The organism is Lysinibacillus sp. NPDC098008 (genome assembly GCF_044760715.1).
GTDB lineage: Bacteria > Bacillota > Bacilli > Bacillales_A > Planococcaceae > Lysinibacillus.
Genome location: NZ_JBIWBA010000002.1, coordinates 1 through 16453, shown reverse-complemented (window position 1 = coordinate 16453; position 16453 = coordinate 1). Strand labels below are relative to the sequence as shown.

The following is a 16453-nucleotide window of genomic DNA, read 5'->3' as shown; positions in this document are numbered from 1 at the left end:
TTATAAAAACATGAATGAAGTTAGTTTTTTTCTGGATTAAACATTAAACTTCAAAGTTTTTGTAAAAGTTTTATAATAGCGGGAGGAATGCTGTATTGAATGAAAAGGGATGATTGTAACCGATATTTTTTATCATAAACAAAGGGGGCATGTTTAGACAGTTTGTACCACATAGAAGGAATATGATAATAAAGTAGTTATTTTCCATATAATGTCGATTGTAATTGTTTAGCAAAAATTTGTACTAGTAAAACAAGAAATGAGGTTTTGTCAAAAATGAAAAAGTATGCTACTTCCACGTATTTTTATTTTATTATTCCATCTTTAATCGGTATATTTTTATTTATGACACCAGTTTTATCAGATGGTGTCTGGAAAGTACCAATAGCTATTTTAGCGAATCAATTTGCAGGTATAGTTGCACCTATAATAAGTTATTTCACTGTTATAATGTTCGCCATTTCTGCCATTGGAGCGCTTATTGCGAAATTTATTCCTCGTAGAAATGCTAAAGAGCCCAGTATTTTAGATACATTATTTTATGTGAATTGGTTTTGGACGATTGTACGCTGTCTTGGTTTAGTGTTTGCATCAATGGTCGTTTTTAATTTTGGGCCTGCTGCTATTAATAATGAAAATACAGGTGGCTTGCTAATGGACCCAAATGGTGGACTTGTGACGTTTTTATTTACCATATTTTTATTCGCAGGGTTCCTTCTACCTTTTTTAACAAATTTCGGACTGCTTGAGTTTTTCGGTACAATGATGGTTCGTATTATGCGACCTCTTTTTAAAAGCCCAGGACGTTCATCCATTGATGCCCTTACATCATGGGTTGGTGATGGAACAATTGGGGTATTAATGACAAGTAAGCAATATGAGATGGGGAACTACACAAAAAAAGAAGCGGCTATTATTGCAACAAGCTTCTCTGTTGTATCTATTACATTTTGTATTGTTGTATTGGAAACAGTAGGTTTAGCAAACTATTTTATCCCATACTATTTAACAGTTGTTCTTTGTGGTCTTGTGCTAGCCATTATTATGCCACGAATTTATCCACTTGCTCAGAAAGAAGATACTTATATTGATGGTACACCGGTAGACTATTCACGTGAGAAGTTACCAGAGGGCTATAGTGCTGCATCGCATGGTTTAGAACATGCACTTGCTGTTGCACAGGCAAATCGTGATCCACGCCAATTTGTAAAGGATGGCTCAAGAAATGTTATTGATTTATGGATTGGTGTTGCACCGATTGTTATGGCTTTTGGTACAACTGCCTTAATGCTAGCTGAGTTTACAAGTATTTTCTCTGTCTTAGGGAAACCATTTGAGCCGATTTTAACAGTGCTTGGTTTACCAGAGGCAGCAGAGGCAGCACAAACAATGGTTGTAGGTTTTGCAGATATGTTCCTACCTTCAATTTTAGGTGCAGGTATTGAGTCAGAAGTAACAAGATTTGTGATTGCGGTTGTTTCTGTATCACAGCTCATTTATATGTCAGAAGTAGGTGGTCTTATTTTAGGAACAAAAATTCCACTGAAATTTTTTGACCTAGTTATTTTATTTATATTACGTACATTGATTTCATTACCAATTGCAGCAGCGGTGGGGCACTTGCTATTTTAATAAAAATGATCAAGATATTACGATACCTTCCTTGTCTAATATATATATTCGACTATAGATTCATAGAAAATTAAATAGTAAAATTAGGGTAAGAATAACTATAAATGGACAAGGAGGGTGTTACTTATGCTAAAAAAATGGTTTGCTATATTTGCGATAGTGTTACTAATATTTCCTGTCTTAACGCCTATAACGCATGCTAGTGCAAGTGGGGATACAGCGGTTGCAGCGATAAAAAAGTCGGTAATTCAGAAAAAGCCATATAGAACATTTGCATCAGAATATGATATGGAATGGGAAATGGCATCTAAAAACTATCGGCAATTTTATTTAGTTGGTCGTAAAAATAATAAAATTGTTGGTGGCTATGATACACGTAAAGGTCAGTCTTTGTTTGGCATTAAAATTGGTGAATCAAGCACAACTGTGACGAAAAAATATGGTACACCAGTGGACGCTATTTTAAAGGGTATGACTAAGTATACGAAATCTTATAAAGATGCGTATGGTCAAACAACACACGGTACATATCTTATTGATGGTAAATATGTAACATTTTTCTATGATGTACATGCTAAAAATACGGTTCGTTCGATTTTATGGGTAACGAAGGAAATAGAACTATCGAAAAATGGCTTCTACGCACAAGCATCCCAAGCACGTCAAAAAAGCTTTGAGGAATTAACAGTACATTTGATGAATCAAGCACGTGTATCAGAAGGCATAGCTGCACTTTCCTACGCATCACAGTATAATCAGATTGGTCGTCTTCATAGCCTTGATATGGTTACTAATCAGTATTTTGATCATACAAATCTGAAAGGGCAAGAGCCTTGGGATCGTATGAAGGCTGGCGGTATAGAATATTCCTATGCGGGTGAAAATATTGCATATGGTCAATATAGTGCTATTTATGCACATGAAGCACTAATGAACTCATTAGGACATCGTCAAAATATTTTACAGGCTAAATTTACGCATGCATTTGTAGGTGTACAATTCTCAAATAAAAATATTCCATACTACACAATTGGATTTTATACACCTAGGTAAATAAAGCACTGAACTTATTGAAAAAAGAAAGGGCTGAGAAGGAAAGTGCCTTGTTCTCATTCAATAGTTCAGTGCTTTTTTATTCTGTATGAATCAGTATAGGATGAAGGAAACTTTCACTAATTGAAGGCTTACTTTGTAAAGTTTAGAGCAGCAATAACTTTTTAGCTATAAAGTATTTTTAGAAAATGGCTAGATTTTTTTAATGATTGCTGTATAATTAGACGCAATATGAATAGTACCTTCGGGGTCGGGTGCAAATCCCAATCGGCGGTAAAGCCCGCGAGCTTAAATAAGCAGGATTCGGTGAAATTCCGAGGCCGACAGTAATAGTCTGGATGAGAGAAGGTAGGCAAAAAAGCGACAGAGATGTGGCTTTATTTGATGATGCTTATTTTGACCCCGCAGTAGAATGTGAGGTCATTTTTAATTGAATAAAAGTCCTTCGGGGTCGGGTGCAAGTCCCAATCGGCGGTAAAGCCCGCGAGCTTAAATAAGCAGGATTCGGTGAGATTCCGAGGCCGACAGTAATAGTCTGGATGAGAGAAGGTAGGCAAAAAAGCGACAGAGATGTGGCTTTATTTGACAATGCCAAAAATGACCCCGCAGTAGAATGTAGGGTCATTTTTTAATTGAATAAAAGTCCTTCGGGGTCGGGTGCAAGTCCCAATCGGCGGTAAAGCCCGCGAGCTTAAATAAGCAGGATTCGGTGAAATTCCGAAGCCGACAGTAACAGTCTGGATGAGAGAAGGTAGGCAAAAAGCTAGCAATTATGCTGGTTTATTTAGTGATGCCTTTTCCGTAAAAGCCCCTTATTTTAAGGTGGCTTTTTATTTTTAAAGGAGGTGAGGAAATGAATGACAAACAAATTATGCAATTTGCTATAGATTTGGCGAAATCAGGAAGCAATCAAACCGCTCCCAATCCATTAGTGGGCTGTGTTATTACAAAAGATCAGGAGATTATAGGCTTTGGAGCACATCTTAAGGCAGGTGAGGCACATGCAGAAATCAATGCGTTAAAAATTGCAGGTGAGAAAGCGCAAGGGGCAACTGTGTATGTCACGCTTGAGCCTTGTAGCCATATTGGACAAACTGGTCCCTGTGTAGAGGCACTTATTCAAGCACAGGTAACACATGTTTTTATTGCCACGCTTGATCCGAATCCACTTGTTGCTGGACGAGGTGTCCAAAGGTTAGAGGAGGCAGGTATTACAGTAAGTGTGGGATTATGTGAGCATGAAGCAAGAGCATTAAATGAAGCATTTTTCTACTATATCTCACAGCGCTTACCCTATGTGACATTAAAGCAAGCTATTTCATTAGATGGCAAAATTACTGCTGAAAAGGGGAAGCAAACAGCCATTACAGGTCGACAAGTTCAAGAAGATGTTCATAATGCGCGTGCAGTGCATGATGCTATTTTAGTTGGCTCAAACACTGTTTGTATAGATGATCCAAGTTTAACAAATCGGTTAGGTACATCAATGAAGCAGCCGATTCGAGTTGTGATTGATCGAGAGGGGAAAGTTCCAAGTTCGGCGAAAGTATTGAATGACAATATAGCTCCAACATGGCTTTTTACAGCAAAGCCACGTTATTTTGCAGGAGTTCGTACATTTGTAATAGCAGATTGCTCCTTGCGCAATATTTTAAGAATACTGGCAGCTGAAGGCATTATGACAGTATATGTTGAAGCTGGCTGTCAAATGGCAGATGCCTTTTTACAGCAACGGCTTGTCCAAAAAATGATAGTGTATATCGCTCCGAAATTATTGGGCGCTGAGGCACTTTCAATGGCAACAGAGGCTTTAGCAGGAGCATTTACTTTTACTGAAGTTGAAAAAATAGGTGAGGATATTAAATTAACGCTAACAATGAAATGAGGTGAGCATTTGTTTACAGGAATTATTGAGGAGCTTGGGACGATTAAGCAAATGGCAAAAGGGCAAGAATCCATTGCTTTGACGATTGGTGTTCAAAAGATTACGCACGATTTAAAAATCGGCGATAGCATTGCTGTTAATGGCGTATGTTTAACGGTAACAAGCTTTACGAATATGCAATTTACAGCTGATGTAATGCCAGAAACAATACGTGCAACAGCCCTTTCACAATTACAAATAGGTGCTACGGTTAACATAGAGCGTGCGATGAGTGCCAATGGTCGATTTGGTGGACATTTTGTATCGGGACATATTGATGAAGTAGGCACGATTTTGCGTAAACGTCCGTTTGCCAATGCAGTTTATTTTGATATAAGAGTTTCTCAAGAGGCAAGTGCGTTATGCATACCCCGTGGCTCAATTGCAATTGATGGTATTAGTTTAACGATTTTTGGGTTACAAAAGGAGCTTGTGACAGTATCTATTATTCCTCATACAATCCATGAAACAACACTGGGCTTTAAGCGGGAAGGGGACCTTGTAAATATCGAAACAGATGTGCTAGGAAAGTATATTGCGAAACAGCTACAGGCAAAATCAACAACATTAACGGCAGAGTTTTTACAACAACATGGATTTTAAAGGTGGGATAGTATGTTTAACACAATTGAAGAAGCACTAGCTGACTTAAAGCAGGGAAAAGTAATTATTGTTGTCGATGATGAGAATCGCGAAAATGAAGGAGATTTTGTTGTATTAGCGGAATATGCAACACCAGAGGTTATTAATTTTATGGCTACATATGGAAAAGGGCTAATTTGTACCCCTGTTAGTACACAAATAGCGCAATTGCTAAAGCTAGCGCCAATGGTTCAGCATAATACTGATCATCATCAAACTGCCTTTACAGTAAGCATTGATCATATTGATACAACTACAGGGATTAGTGCATTTCAACGGGCATTAACGATTGAAAAAATGCTGGATGAACATGCACAGCCATTGCATTTTCGCCGCCCGGGGCATATTTTTCCATTAATTGCACAGGACAATGGCGTTCTTGCAAGACCTGGACATACAGAAGCAGCCGTTGATTTAGCCATGCTTTGTGGCAGTAAGCAAGCGGGTGTTATTTGCGAAATTATGAATGAGGACGGTACGATGGCTCGTCTACCGCAATTAAAAGAGCTTGCTCAACGCTTTCAAATGAAGCTTATAACAATTGAAAGCTTAATCCATTATCGCCTTGCAACAGAGCAAATTATCTCACGCGAAGCGAGCATTCAATTACCATCTCATTATGGTGACTTTACAATGATTGGCTACGCGAACGCTATTGATGCTAAGGAGCATGTTGCCATTATTAAAGGAGATTTACAGCATGTCACAGCACCACTTATTCGTATTCACTCAGAATGCTTAACAGGTGATGTTTTTGGCTCCAAACGCTGTGATTGCGGTGCGCAGCTACAAACAGCGCTTGCTACGATTGAGCAGGAAGGGGTAGGGGCAGTTCTTTATATGCGACAGGAAGGACGAGGTATAGGCTTATTCAATAAACTAAAAGCCTATGAATTACAGGAGCAAGGCTACGATACAGTAGAGGCAAATGAAATGCTTGGCTATGCGAGTGAGCTGCGTGATTACAGCTTATGTGCACAAATGCTAAAAGATTTAGGTGTCACATCTATTCGTTTAATGACGAACAATCCTGATAAAGTAGCACAGCTTGAACGATATGGTATTACAGTGGTGGAGCGTGTACCACTTATCGCTGGTTTAGTAGCAGAAAATGCTCATTATATGGATACAAAAAAAGAAAAAATGGCGCATTTATTATAGGAGGAATGAAGTATGGTTAAAACATTGGAAGCACAGCTGGTAGGTACTGGATTAACAATAGGGATTGTTGTTGGACGTTTTAATGAGTTTATTAATGATAAATTATTGGCAGGTGCCATTGATGGCTTAAAGCGTCACGGTGTAGAGGACGATGCTATTGAAGTTGCTTGGGTGCCGGGCGCATTTGAAGTGCCCTTTATAGCGAAAAAAATGGCAGAGTCTAAAAAATATGATGCTGTTATTGGGCTTGGTACGGTTATCCGTGGAGCAACAACACACTATGATTATGTATGTAATGAATCAGCAAAAGGTATTGCTAACGTAGGCTTACAAACAGGTGTACCAACGATTTTTGGCATTGTCACAACAGAAACGATTGAGCAAGCCATCGAGCGAGCTGGTACAAAGGCAGGCAATAAAGGCTATGATGCTGCTATTGCTGCTATTGAGATGGCAAATTTAACGAAAATGTTATAGCTATTAGCTCATAGTTTAGAGAGAAACCCCAGCTTCATGAATGGAGCTTCTCCTACCTATAGAAAAATACGCTCTTGTAAATTATAAAAAATGTTTGCTGAACTTGAAAACACAGCCTTTAGCATAAGGTTAAATGGTTGAAAGCAAAGCTCACTACTAATATTGCCTGATGCTCTTCTTCTGTAAGATTTGTTCATTGTCTTAATCATGTAGGCTACGATCAATGCAATGGATTAGCTGTAGCAGACATAGGCTCTTGCGTTGCCACTACAAGAATATAGCATATGGTCTGCTTTCTATGCTTATTTGCTATAGATATTTATTCGATATAGGTATTTGCTAACCTTACCATCCCATTCTATAATCGCCTTAAGAGAGGTTTGGTAGGATGATTGTAGCATTGATTTAGGATATAGTAGAAAAAATTGAAAAGCTTAGGGAGGATAACGATGAAAAAGACATTAGCACTCTACTTGCTGATAATCGCTTTACTCGTAGGTTGTTCTGCAAATACGCCACAAGCAAATGATACAGAAAAGGAGCAACAGCTATCTGATGAGAAGATAGAGGTGATTGCAGAAAATTTAGATGCACCTTGGTCCATTCATAAAATCGACAATACATTTTATCTAACAGAGAGATCAGGTAGTATTGTCAAAATAGAGGGAGAAAAAGTACAACGACAAAGTGTAAAGCTTGACAAAGAGCTATCAACAGCATCAGAGGCGGGGCTGCTTGGCTTTGTTGTAGCACCAGATTTTTTAACGTCCAATAAAGCGTATGCGTACTATACGTATGAAGATGCTGACGGTCAATTTAATCGCATTGTTACGTTACAGCTTGAGGATAATAGGTGGATAGAAGAAAGCGTGCTTGTAGATCAAATTCCAAGTGGTACTTATCATCATGGAGGAAGATTGAAAATAGGACCAGATGAAAAGCTTTATGCAACAACGGGAGATGCATCTAATCGCGATATTGCACAAAATCTTGCATCATTAGGTGGGAAAATTTTAAGAATGAATTTGGATGGAACCATTCCAAGTGATAATCCTATTCCAGAATCCTTTATTTATAGCTATGGACACCGCAACCCTCAAGGGCTTACTTGGTCAACAGATGAAACAATGTATGCAAGTGAACATGGAAACCAGGCGAATGATGAGGTTAATGTAATTCATGCGGGTCAAAATTACGGCTGGCCGATTATTGAAGGCAAGGAGGCACAAGAAAATTTAATTGCACCACTGTTTACTTCAGGAAGCGATACAACTTGGGCACCATCTGGTATGGCTTATTATAATGGTCATTTATATGTAGCGGCATTAAGAGGGACAGCCGTCCTACAATTTAATTTAGATACGAAAGAAATACATAAGGTCATCACGAACTTAGGTAGAATTCGGGATGTCTTGATTGAAGATGACTTTCTTTATTTTATTAGCAATAATTCGGATGGTCGGGGAAATCCACAAGAGCATGATGATAAGCTCTATCGTATTCCACTGTCTGCATTGGAGTAATAATAAGGCTGAGGCATCAAAATATTGCCCTAGCCACAGAGTAGCAGCAAGCTAAAATCTAAAAAAATTGGGTTTATAGCAACCTAATTTAAATATAATAGACAAAATCGAAAAAATCGACTTTGTCTATTATTTTTTATGCAGGATTTACCGAAACTTTACGCATACTGGCTGCAATAATAAGATACAGTAAGATGCTAAAAAGAAGTAGCCCGCTAATAAGTGTTGCAATGGATGATGCTGTTAGGAAGTCAAACAATGGGGAATACCACTCGAAAATCACCATTAAAATCGGAATAAACGCAAGCAAGCCAAGAAAACTATAGCCGCCTAATATCCCTAAACGATAAAACACAACATTTAAAAGAAGACCAGAGCTAAGGCAGAATAATAGTAAAACAGTATCCAAAGCCATCATTTGTAAAAATGAAGGGGATGTACCAAAAAATAAAATTGGATGGATAATAAGTACATCTTTGACATGTAATAAGCTTGAAACGTAAGAAATAATTTTATGTGCACAAGCAATGATAAACACACCTATAAGGCTCCAGCTAATAAAAAATAGTCCAATATTCAACATATATTGCTGGCGGCTAACATCAAGCTTTAAAAAATAAGGTAAAGTTTTATTTAAAAACTTAGCTGCCATTGAACTATAGAAAATATAGACGGGAATGGATATCGTCATAGCAAATGTTACATATTGACCAAAAAATGCATCTATAAAAAATGCCAATAGTATAATGGAACATAAAATGCCCCAAAAAATAATAATATTTTTCTTATAGCTTTGAATGAGAATATAAAAGCTACCCTTTAATGTTGTCATTTTCCTGACCTCGCCTTCTGTTTACTTAAATACACCAGCATATCTTGTAGAGAAACCGATTCAAGCTTGACATTTTGTATGGACAATTGCAACCATTTCTTGCATAAACATATGTTGATGGATAATGGCTAATTCACCAATGGCCGCTACAACATCAGTAGCATTAACCTTAACCGCAACAATATGCTGATACCATTCATCAGCCGTTTTTTGAAGTAATAGCTGCCCTTCTTGTAAAATAAAAAATTCCTCAAATAATTCACTAGCTTCGTCAGTTAAATGTGTCGATAAAATATATAATCGTGGATTATCAATTTGCTGGTCGATTAGCAAATCATAAAACATACTACGTGCTGCCACATCTAAGCCAATATAGGGCTAATGGCTGCATTGCTTGCAAAGCCTGTAATAATGCCAAGTGCAGATACCATACCCTTTGATAGGCTCCGCACTTTATCCTTTGGATTTAGCGCAAATGCTTGCAGCAATTCATGTGCAAGCTCCTCATCCCATTTTGGATAGAAAAAGCTGTTTGCCTTTAATGCTTGCGCAATGGTCATATCTTCTTGAAAGTTGCCGCTCTCAGCGATAAAGTAAATATCACGTAAAGTAGAAGGGGCGTTGAAAACATTGTCCCCATTGACTAAAATTGTGCCGTTTGTTGGGGCAATAAGTCCTGCTAAAAGATTTAAAAAGGTCGTTTTACCAGCGCCATTCGGAGCATGTACATATAGACAACCGTTTGAAACCCTTGATATACAAGGCTTTATAGAAATCTAAAGACAATTAAACACATCTATAATCACACATAAAGTGTCATTTGAACGGTATGTTACCGACAGATGGCGTTTTTAAGTGGTCATTTTCTTTGACCAAACAAAATGAATAGACGTAGATTGTTCTGAGAAACCATGAATTGGAAGCACAAATAATAGAATGGGTGACTGACTATTTCGTTTTGCCTGACACAGAGATAACGAACTTTCCGTTTTTCCTTTTTAATAGCTACCCTACTATTTTATTTTGAGAACAGTCTTATATGTATTGAGCTAAGTTAATCAACCTTTTTTAGATTAATTTTTATTGTTTAACCTAATTTTAACCTTCGCTCTGTATAATTTATCCACGTAAAACAAAATCAATGGAAAGGAACCATGCACATGCAACGAAAAACCAAACAACCCCTTGCTTTTCTAGCAATAATGGTCTTATTCATGCAAATGCTATTTGGTAGTCTACCAGTAATGGCGATAGATGAGAATAATACAATAAGCTCTATCGTCACACAAATACCTACGACCTCCGCAGATAGTGCAGCCATCACACAACAGACAACGACAGCGGATAGTGCGGTGATTTATGTGAAACAAGGAGCAAGTGGAGATGGTACAAGCTGGGCAAATGCCTTTGGCGATTTACAGTCAGCACTTGACGAAGCATCCACTAAATTAACAGCAGGAGCAACAACTGTACAAATTTGGCTGGCACAAGGGACGTATATACCATCGGAAAAAGTTGGTGGAACAACAGACCGTTATAATACCTTCCAAATGCAAAATAATGTTGCGATTTACGGGGGCTTTAATGGCACAGAAACCACTGTTACAGAACGAGATTGGAAGAATCATAAAACGATGTTAAGTGGGGATATTGATAATACCCCAACGGATAATACAGGAAATGCTTATCGTGTCTTTTATCATCCATCTGGCTTGAATTTAAATGATACGGCGATTTTAGATGGTGTAACCATTACAGGAGGAAATGCGGATCATCCAGATACTCCAGAAAGGAATGGGGGCGGTATGTACAATGCTAATAGTAGCCCTTCACTTACGAATGTGATATTCAGTAGCAATACCGCATCTTATTATGGAGGGCATGTACAATACTTATAGTAGCCCCTCTCTCACAAATGTGATGTTCAGTAGCAATGCCGCATTATCTTATGGAGGTGGCATGTATAATGCTAATAGTAACCCTTCTCTCACGAATGTGACGTTTAGTAACAATACCGTATCTTCTGTCCTCAGCGGTGGCGGGGGCATGTACAATGCTAATAGTAGCCCCTCTCTCACGAATGTGATGTTCAGTAGCAATACCGCATCTTATAGCGTAGGTGGGGGCATGTACAATGTTAATAGTAGCCCCTCTCTCACAAATGTGACGTTTGATCGCAATGCCGCAGCTTTTGGAGGGGGCATGTACAATTCCTATAGTAGTAGCCCCACCCTAACAAACGTCACAATGATTGGCAATAAAGGCACAAACGCTATTTATGGCGGCAGTGCAAACAGTAAAATTCACAATAGTATTATCGTAGGTAATGCTGGCAACCCAGCACTTGCTAACTATAGTGGTACGATTGAAAATAGCTTATTGGATGTAGAAGAAAATGGGCAGGTGCTAGCCAAATTTCATCAGTCAACAACGGATATACAACCTGATACGTACACACCAGACGCTATTTTCATTGACCCAAATCAGCAAGATTATCAACTACGAGCAGGGTCGCCCGCGATTAATAAAGGAAACAATGCGCTCAATACACAATCGACTGACCTTTTAGGCAACCCACGTAGGCAAGGTAGCTTCATCGATTTAGGCGCGTATGAATCGGAATTCGCTTACCATGTAATGTATGAAGCAAATGGCGCAACAGGTGATATACCTGTTGATAAACTGACTTATAAACAAGGCGGTGCTGTAAACATACAAAATCGTGGCAACTTAGCAAGAACAGGTTTTACATTTACAGGCTGGAATACACAAGCAGATGGTCAAGGACAGGACTATGCTGAAAATGCCTCTTTCACAATGAACGCACAAAATCAGACATTCTATGCAAAATGGACAACAAACCCAACCTATACAGTGACCTACGATAAAAATGGCGCAACAGGCGGTACTGTGCCAAAAGACAATGGAGTCTACGAAGAAAATGACCATGTAACCGTACAAGGCAATAGCGGTCAGCTCGTCAGAACAGGCTATATATTCAAGGGTTGGAACACGCAAGCAGATGGTAAAGGAACATCCTATGCTGAAAATGCAACATTTCTAATGGGAAAAACCAATGTGACACTGTATGCCGAGTGGACAGCGAACCCACCCGCAACAGGCGGAGGCAGTAATCCATCATCTGTATCGAATGACAACGACTACTCACCACCAACAAAAGTAACCATCACCTTGCAAACGAACGGTGGCACAGCTTTACAACCAATCGAAATACCCTACAACACAAAAATAAGTGAGATACCTCGCCCAACAAGAGAAGGCTATCGTTTTGATGGTTGGTATCAAGATGAAGCACTGACAAAGCCGTTGACAGAGGAAATGGTTGTGCGAGAAAATAGTACGCTTTATGCGAAGTGGACAGCATTGCCTGTGGAAGAGCCGAAGCAGCCACAAGAACCGCCATTACCAAAGCCAAACGTGACATTTCATGATGTAGAAAGCCATTGGGCAAAAGACATGATTGAGGAACTGGCAGCACGCAGTATTATCCAAGGCTATGAGGATGGGTCTTTCCGTCCAAACGCACCGATTAGTCGTATGCATGTGGCAGTGTTATTGACGAGAGCCTTTTCCCTCGAAACAGTAAGAACCGCTGAGAATTTCTCAGATGTACCGAAAAATCATCCTTACTATGAGGCAATTGCGACATTACAACAAGCAGGCATTGTCGATGGGGCAAATGGTGCGTTCCATCCAACCGAAAATATGACAAGAGCACAATTAGCGAAAGTCCTTGTGGGCGTACTAGGGCTAACACCACAAGGCACAAGTTCATTTAAAGATGTAGATAGCCAACATTGGAGTGCAGGCTATATTGCGGTGTTAGAGCGTGAAGGCATTGCATTAGGCGATAATGGCAATTTCCGCCTAAATGAACCTGTTACAAGAGCGCAGTTTGTTGCCTTTTTATATCGGATTATGCGAATAGAAAAATAACCATTTCATAAGAAAACCTGAATAATTATCGTCACATGTTCATGGAGGAGGATGGCATGAACATGTGCCGTATTTTCACTTGTTAAGCATTTTCAATCAAGTGAAAAGATTGTTTATTTGTCTAGTAGAAGTAGCTTTTTTCTTTTAGCGAGATAAACTGATTACTTGTCACGATTAAATGGTCGAGTAATTCCACCCCTATTATTTCCCCTGCTTGTTGCAAGCGTTCTGTCACTACTTCATCCTCTGGACTTGGCGTACAATTGGAACGCACATGATTATGTGCCACGATGATAGACGCCGCATTTTGCATTATTGCTGTTTTAAAGACTTCTCTTGGTGATACAAGGTTCATATCGAGTGTACCTATGTGACAGCGATGCAAAGATAACAATTCATTTTGAGTAGACAGACAAGCCACTAAAAATATTTCTCTCCCCTCATCACTCATAAACTTGATAGCACTACTCGCAAAATCTTCTGGACTTCTTACCGTATGCTGATTTAACTGCTCAGCAAGGTATTTCTTTGGTAACTTGCGTCTTTCTGCCCTTAATCGAATGATTTCATAGATAGGTTGGAATAATTGTTTTTCTGTCATTTTCTTTCCCTCCTCGAATTTTTTCGATTGCTTGAAGCCGCAATCTCGAAGTCGGAAGGCTGAATTTTTTCCGATTTCTTGGTAGACCACAGAAATTCGGCATCCACTACATGGCAAGAAATTGTGGAACAATAACTCAAAAATTTTTGTGGCGATAGCCTGTTGACAAAAAATTTTGATGGTTCTTGCCATGTAGTGGGTGAAACTTAGAAAAGGACGTGTTAGGCAGAATCTGACATGTTCTTTTCTTAGTTGAACTGCCGAATTTACAGTGGCGAAAGAAATCGAATAAATTCTCATAATAAAAGGAATGCTTGACGCATTCCTCTCATCTTTTCTTTTTTTGCATAAATGATTTACTATCAATGTATTTAATAATTATATTAGGATGTGTCTAAAATGTTACAGAAAACAAAAAAACTTTTTATCACTTCATAATTTTACAAAATTCGACATATAAGCGATTATATAATACATATAATTACATTAAAGGAGGAAATATAACATGAAGAAAAAAATATCCATTTTATTAGCGGTATTGATGTTAACAATCTTCACTTTTTTACCTATTTCTGGACTTGCTAAAACATCAGATAACCTTAGCCAGCAAGAAATAGAGAGCATCTTAGAAAATGAAGGTATATTATCAACAACAAATAGAGTTACTACTCTTGAAGAATTGGAGATAATAGACAATTACTTTGAAGAAAATGCTAATGCAAAAGTTGAAAACATTGAAGAGGTATTAAAAAAATTAGATTTAGAAGATGTTGAAGTAATACCTGCCGAAGAAATCGAGCCGTTAATAAATGCTACTAGTATTCAACCATTTTTACCTAACGCTGGTATGGTAATGTTCCGTAATGTTAGCCATTCTGATACACTTTTCTATGCTACACTGTACGCTAGAAATATTGGTGTAGATAGCATTGACCAAATAGGTGGCAATCTTTATGGTTATGCAATATTACCAAATACGAATTATTATACACCAGTTGTTAAACAATTTTTTAATGAAACAAGTATCAAACCATTTATAGACAGAAAAATAGGAGATTACAATATTCCTCACTACAAAAATAAAGCCTCATTTATGGCTGAATATGTAGTAAGAGATGGAAGCAAAACTGTTACGCCTACCCCTGCTGGTGTTACCTTCCTTGGTATAAAATAAATAATGTTAATAAAACATCTTATGAACTATTCATTCATAAGATGTTTTATATTATTTTGGAAGTTTAAAAAAACCAGTGTCTTTTATTTCGTAGTGTGTAGAATTTTTAACCGTTTCAAAAGAATAAAACATAAAATTACCCTCTGCAAAATCTATAAAAAAAGTTGTGTTTTCAAAATTATTCAATACATTATTAAAAAACTCAATACGATTAAAATTTTCTTCTAATTTAAATACCTCTAGTGTTTTTTCTAATGATTCTCTTAAAGCAACTCTATCAGTAACCTCTATTTTTTGCACAAATCCTTCTATGTTTCTAGGTCTACTTTCTAATATTTCTGTAATTTCACTTTCACTCAAATATTTAGAATCGCTCATAAATCTCTTGAATACCTCCTTATTCTATATATTTGTGTATTGCAAAATAAAAGTGCAGAGTATTGCAATCTAACTTGGCGTTGTGACTTTACTTGGAGTGGTAGGCATATGATAGCCTTGTTCGGCAAAGCCAGCCATTGATATAGCTAGCTTTTTAGCTTGGTACTCATAACCACAGAGGCTCCATGTCAAGTTAAAACATTGTGTAATTGCAATACTATGTATTTTTTCTTTGCAAATACATATTCCTAATTTATCATTAATTTCTAAATTATTCAATAAATATTATTGTTAAATAACTTGTGAAATATACCATTTATTAAAGCTATTCTATTAATTATTTCACCTTAAGAAAATGGTGGATTTAGGATGACCAAGAAAATTTAACTATTACGAAAACGCAGGCAAAATAGTGATAATATGAGAAGTGCCCTATAGTCCTATCATTAACCTATCTATTCACCTGCTTCTCTGAAAGCCATTGTTCCAATTCATCATCTACTACTCTCTCACCGTAGAGTGTCGTTAAAAAGGTTTTCACAGACCCTTGATACATTGTATCTAATATACTTTTAGCTTCCCTTTTCTTGTATTCTCTAAATGTTATACAAGGGCTATAATGATTCATGCGCCATTTTCCTCTTGTTACAGATAATAATCCTTTATCAACTAATTGAGATAAAAAGGTATTGATGGTTTGTCCTTTCCAAGCTTTTTCTACAAAGATTTCTAATAATTCACTTGATGTAACAGAACGATTCAGTTCCCAAATGATTTGCATAATTTCCATTTCGGTATTCGTTAATTTATGGAACACAGACAAATAATTCACCTCTTTTCTATGAACCCTTTATTTTATAAACTTCAATGATATGGTAAATATTACTATAACTTCATAGTTTTGGTTCTTCACCATAACTTGTGGTTGACTTCCTATTAATTCAATAATTTCATATTTTCTATAGAAGAAAAGCGAAAACTCACGTATCGTAATTGTTGTCGAAACAAACCACGAGAGGAGTTTTCGCTTTGTACTCCAAGTTTATCAAAATGCTATTACCGTTACCATCTTTTTTCGAAGTTTCTTTTCCATCTGACG

General features: G+C 37.5%; 17 protein-coding genes and 3 riboswitches. Of the genes, 11 read left to right on the top strand and 6 right to left on the bottom strand.

Features of this window, described 5'->3' with window-relative positions:
• The first annotated feature begins 276 nt into the window (after nt 1-276).
• The 7 genes from ACIQVU_RS02485 to ACIQVU_RS02455 all read left to right on the top strand — a co-directional run bounded on the left by ACIQVU_RS02485 (nt 277) and on the right by ACIQVU_RS02455 (nt 8412).
• Complete coding sequence (locus ACIQVU_RS02485; RefSeq protein WP_402893707.1) at nt 277-1632, top strand: YjiH family protein; 1356 nt, start codon at nt 277-279, stop codon at nt 1630-1632.
• 126 nt (nt 1633-1758) lie between these two features.
• Complete coding sequence (locus tag ACIQVU_RS02480; RefSeq protein ID WP_340804867.1) at nt 1759-2685, top strand: CAP domain-containing protein; 927 nt, start codon at nt 1759-1761, stop codon at nt 2683-2685.
• A 236-nt stretch (nt 2686-2921) separates the two neighbouring features.
• Nucleotides 2922-3039, top strand: a riboswitch (FMN riboswitch).
• Nucleotides 3040-3122: 83 nt separating this feature from the next.
• Nucleotides 3123-3240: riboswitch (FMN riboswitch) on the top strand.
• A gap of 84 nt (nt 3241-3324) precedes the next feature.
• A riboswitch (FMN riboswitch) is annotated at nt 3325-3442 on the top strand.
• A gap of 96 nt (nt 3443-3538) precedes the next feature.
• Entirely contained in the window at nt 3539-4570 is a 1032-nt protein-coding gene (gene ribD, locus ACIQVU_RS02475; RefSeq protein WP_340804869.1) for a bifunctional diaminohydroxyphosphoribosylaminopyrimidine deaminase/5-amino-6-(5-phosphoribosylamino)uracil reductase RibD, read from the top strand.
• Between the two features lie 9 nt (nt 4571-4579).
• Nucleotides 4580-5212 carry a riboflavin synthase gene (gene ribE / locus ACIQVU_RS02470; protein WP_340804871.1) on the top strand — a complete coding sequence of 211 codons (633 nt, stop codon included), beginning with the start codon at nt 4580-4582 and terminating at the stop codon, nt 5210-5212.
• Between the two features lie 12 nt (nt 5213-5224).
• Nucleotides 5225-6412, top strand: a complete 1188-nt coding sequence (locus tag ACIQVU_RS02465) for a bifunctional 3,4-dihydroxy-2-butanone-4-phosphate synthase/GTP cyclohydrolase II (protein ID WP_340804872.1) — start codon at nt 5225-5227, stop codon at nt 6410-6412.
• Nucleotides 6413-6424: 12 nt separating this feature from the next.
• Nucleotides 6425-6889: a 6,7-dimethyl-8-ribityllumazine synthase gene (gene ribH / locus ACIQVU_RS02460; RefSeq protein WP_340804875.1), complete on the top strand. Its 465-nt coding sequence runs from the start codon at nt 6425-6427 to the stop codon at nt 6887-6889.
• Between the two features lie 449 nt (nt 6890-7338).
• Nucleotides 7339-8412: a PQQ-dependent sugar dehydrogenase gene (locus ACIQVU_RS02455; protein ID WP_340804877.1), complete on the top strand. Its 1074-nt coding sequence runs from the start codon at nt 7339-7341 to the stop codon at nt 8410-8412.
• 136 nt (nt 8413-8548) lie between these two features.
• On the opposite strand, the gene ACIQVU_RS02450 is transcribed toward ACIQVU_RS02455, so the two are convergent.
• From ACIQVU_RS02450 to ACIQVU_RS02440, 3 genes are read right to left on the bottom strand one after another with little or no spacing between them, the layout of a single operon-like run.
• Nucleotides 8549-9244 carry a hypothetical protein gene (locus ACIQVU_RS02450; protein WP_340804878.1) on the bottom strand — a complete coding sequence of 232 codons (696 nt, stop codon included), beginning with the start codon at nt 9242-9244 and terminating at the stop codon, nt 8549-8551.
• Between the two features lie 60 nt (nt 9245-9304).
• Nucleotides 9305-9604 carry a hypothetical protein gene (locus tag ACIQVU_RS02445; protein ID WP_340804880.1) on the bottom strand — a complete coding sequence of 100 codons (300 nt, stop codon included), beginning with the start codon at nt 9602-9604 and terminating at the stop codon, nt 9305-9307.
• A 2-nt stretch (nt 9605-9606) separates the two neighbouring features.
• A complete protein-coding gene (locus tag ACIQVU_RS02440) occupies nt 9607-9915 on the bottom strand; it encodes a hypothetical protein (RefSeq protein ID WP_402894095.1) in 309 nt (102 codons plus the stop codon).
• Between ACIQVU_RS02440 and ACIQVU_RS02435 the strand changes: the two genes are divergently transcribed.
• The 3 genes from ACIQVU_RS02435 (at nt 9866) to ACIQVU_RS02425 (ending at nt 13201) form a co-directional block, all read left to right on the top strand.
• Nucleotides 9866-10024 (top strand): hypothetical protein, encoded by a 159-nt coding sequence (locus tag ACIQVU_RS02435; RefSeq protein WP_402893702.1) that lies wholly within the window; start codon nt 9866-9868, stop codon nt 10022-10024. The genes ACIQVU_RS02440 and ACIQVU_RS02435 overlap by 50 nt on opposite strands.
• A gap of 380 nt (nt 10025-10404) precedes the next feature.
• Nucleotides 10405-11142, top strand: a complete 738-nt coding sequence (locus ACIQVU_RS02430; RefSeq protein WP_402893699.1) for a hypothetical protein — start codon at nt 10405-10407, stop codon at nt 11140-11142.
• Nucleotides 11126-13201 carry an InlB B-repeat-containing protein gene (locus ACIQVU_RS02425; RefSeq protein WP_402893696.1) on the top strand — a complete coding sequence of 692 codons (2076 nt, stop codon included), beginning with the start codon at nt 11126-11128 and terminating at the stop codon, nt 13199-13201. Before ACIQVU_RS02430 ends, ACIQVU_RS02425 begins: the two co-directional genes overlap by 17 nt.
• Nucleotides 13202-13322: 121 nt before the next feature.
• On the opposite strand, the gene ACIQVU_RS02420 is transcribed toward ACIQVU_RS02425, so the two are convergent.
• The gene (locus ACIQVU_RS02420) at nt 13323-13802 is read right to left on the bottom strand and encodes a JAB domain-containing protein (RefSeq protein ID WP_402893693.1); all 480 of its coding nucleotides are present in this window, start codon (nt 13800-13802) and stop codon (nt 13323-13325) included.
• A 505-nt stretch (nt 13803-14307) separates the two neighbouring features.
• Between ACIQVU_RS02420 and ACIQVU_RS02415 the strand changes: the two genes are divergently transcribed.
• Nucleotides 14308-14976, top strand: coding sequence for a hypothetical protein (locus ACIQVU_RS02415; RefSeq protein ID WP_340804885.1), 669 nt, complete (start codon nt 14308-14310; stop codon nt 14974-14976).
• Between the two features lie 51 nt (nt 14977-15027).
• On the opposite strand, the gene ACIQVU_RS02410 is transcribed toward ACIQVU_RS02415, so the two are convergent.
• The gene (locus ACIQVU_RS02410) at nt 15028-15354 is read right to left on the bottom strand and encodes a hypothetical protein (protein ID WP_340804886.1); all 327 of its coding nucleotides are present in this window, start codon (nt 15352-15354) and stop codon (nt 15028-15030) included.
• 451 nt (nt 15355-15805) lie between these two features.
• Nucleotides 15806-16171, bottom strand: coding sequence for a BlaI/MecI/CopY family transcriptional regulator (locus ACIQVU_RS02405; protein ID WP_327037041.1), 366 nt, complete (start codon nt 16169-16171; stop codon nt 15806-15808).
• Nucleotides 16172-16453: the final 282 nt, after the last annotated feature.

Bases quoted from the DNA above. Each gene is read 5' to 3' on its own strand.
- ACIQVU_RS02485 (WP_402893707.1), top strand. From the start codon at position 277: ATGAAAAAGTATGCTACTTCCACGTATTTTTATTTTATTATTCCATCT.
- ACIQVU_RS02480 (WP_340804867.1), top strand. From the start codon at position 1,759: ATGCTAAAAAAATGGTTTGCTATATTTGCGATAGTGTTACTAATATTT.
- ribD (WP_340804869.1), top strand. From the start codon at position 3,539: ATGAATGACAAACAAATTATGCAATTTGCTATAGATTTGGCGAAATCA.
- ACIQVU_RS02465 (WP_340804872.1), top strand. From the start codon at position 5,225: ATGTTTAACACAATTGAAGAAGCACTAGCTGACTTAAAGCAGGGAAAA.
- ribH (WP_340804875.1), top strand. From the start codon at position 6,425: ATGGTTAAAACATTGGAAGCACAGCTGGTAGGTACTGGATTAACAATA.
- ACIQVU_RS02455 (WP_340804877.1), top strand. From the start codon at position 7,339: ATGAAAAAGACATTAGCACTCTACTTGCTGATAATCGCTTTACTCGTA.
- ACIQVU_RS02450 (WP_340804878.1), bottom strand. From the start codon at position 9,244: ATGACAACATTAAAGGGTAGCTTTTATATTCTCATTCAAAGCTATAAG.
- ACIQVU_RS02430 (WP_402893699.1), top strand. From the start codon at position 10,405: ATGCAACGAAAAACCAAACAACCCCTTGCTTTTCTAGCAATAATGGTC.
- ACIQVU_RS02425 (WP_402893696.1), top strand. From the start codon at position 11,126: ATGTACAATACTTATAGTAGCCCCTCTCTCACAAATGTGATGTTCAGT.
- ACIQVU_RS02420 (WP_402893693.1), bottom strand. From the start codon at position 13,802: ATGACAGAAAAACAATTATTCCAACCTATCTATGAAATCATTCGATTA.
- ACIQVU_RS02415 (WP_340804885.1), top strand. From the start codon at position 14,308: ATGAAGAAAAAAATATCCATTTTATTAGCGGTATTGATGTTAACAATC.
- ACIQVU_RS02410 (WP_340804886.1), bottom strand. From the start codon at position 15,354: ATGAGCGATTCTAAATATTTGAGTGAAAGTGAAATTACAGAAATATTA.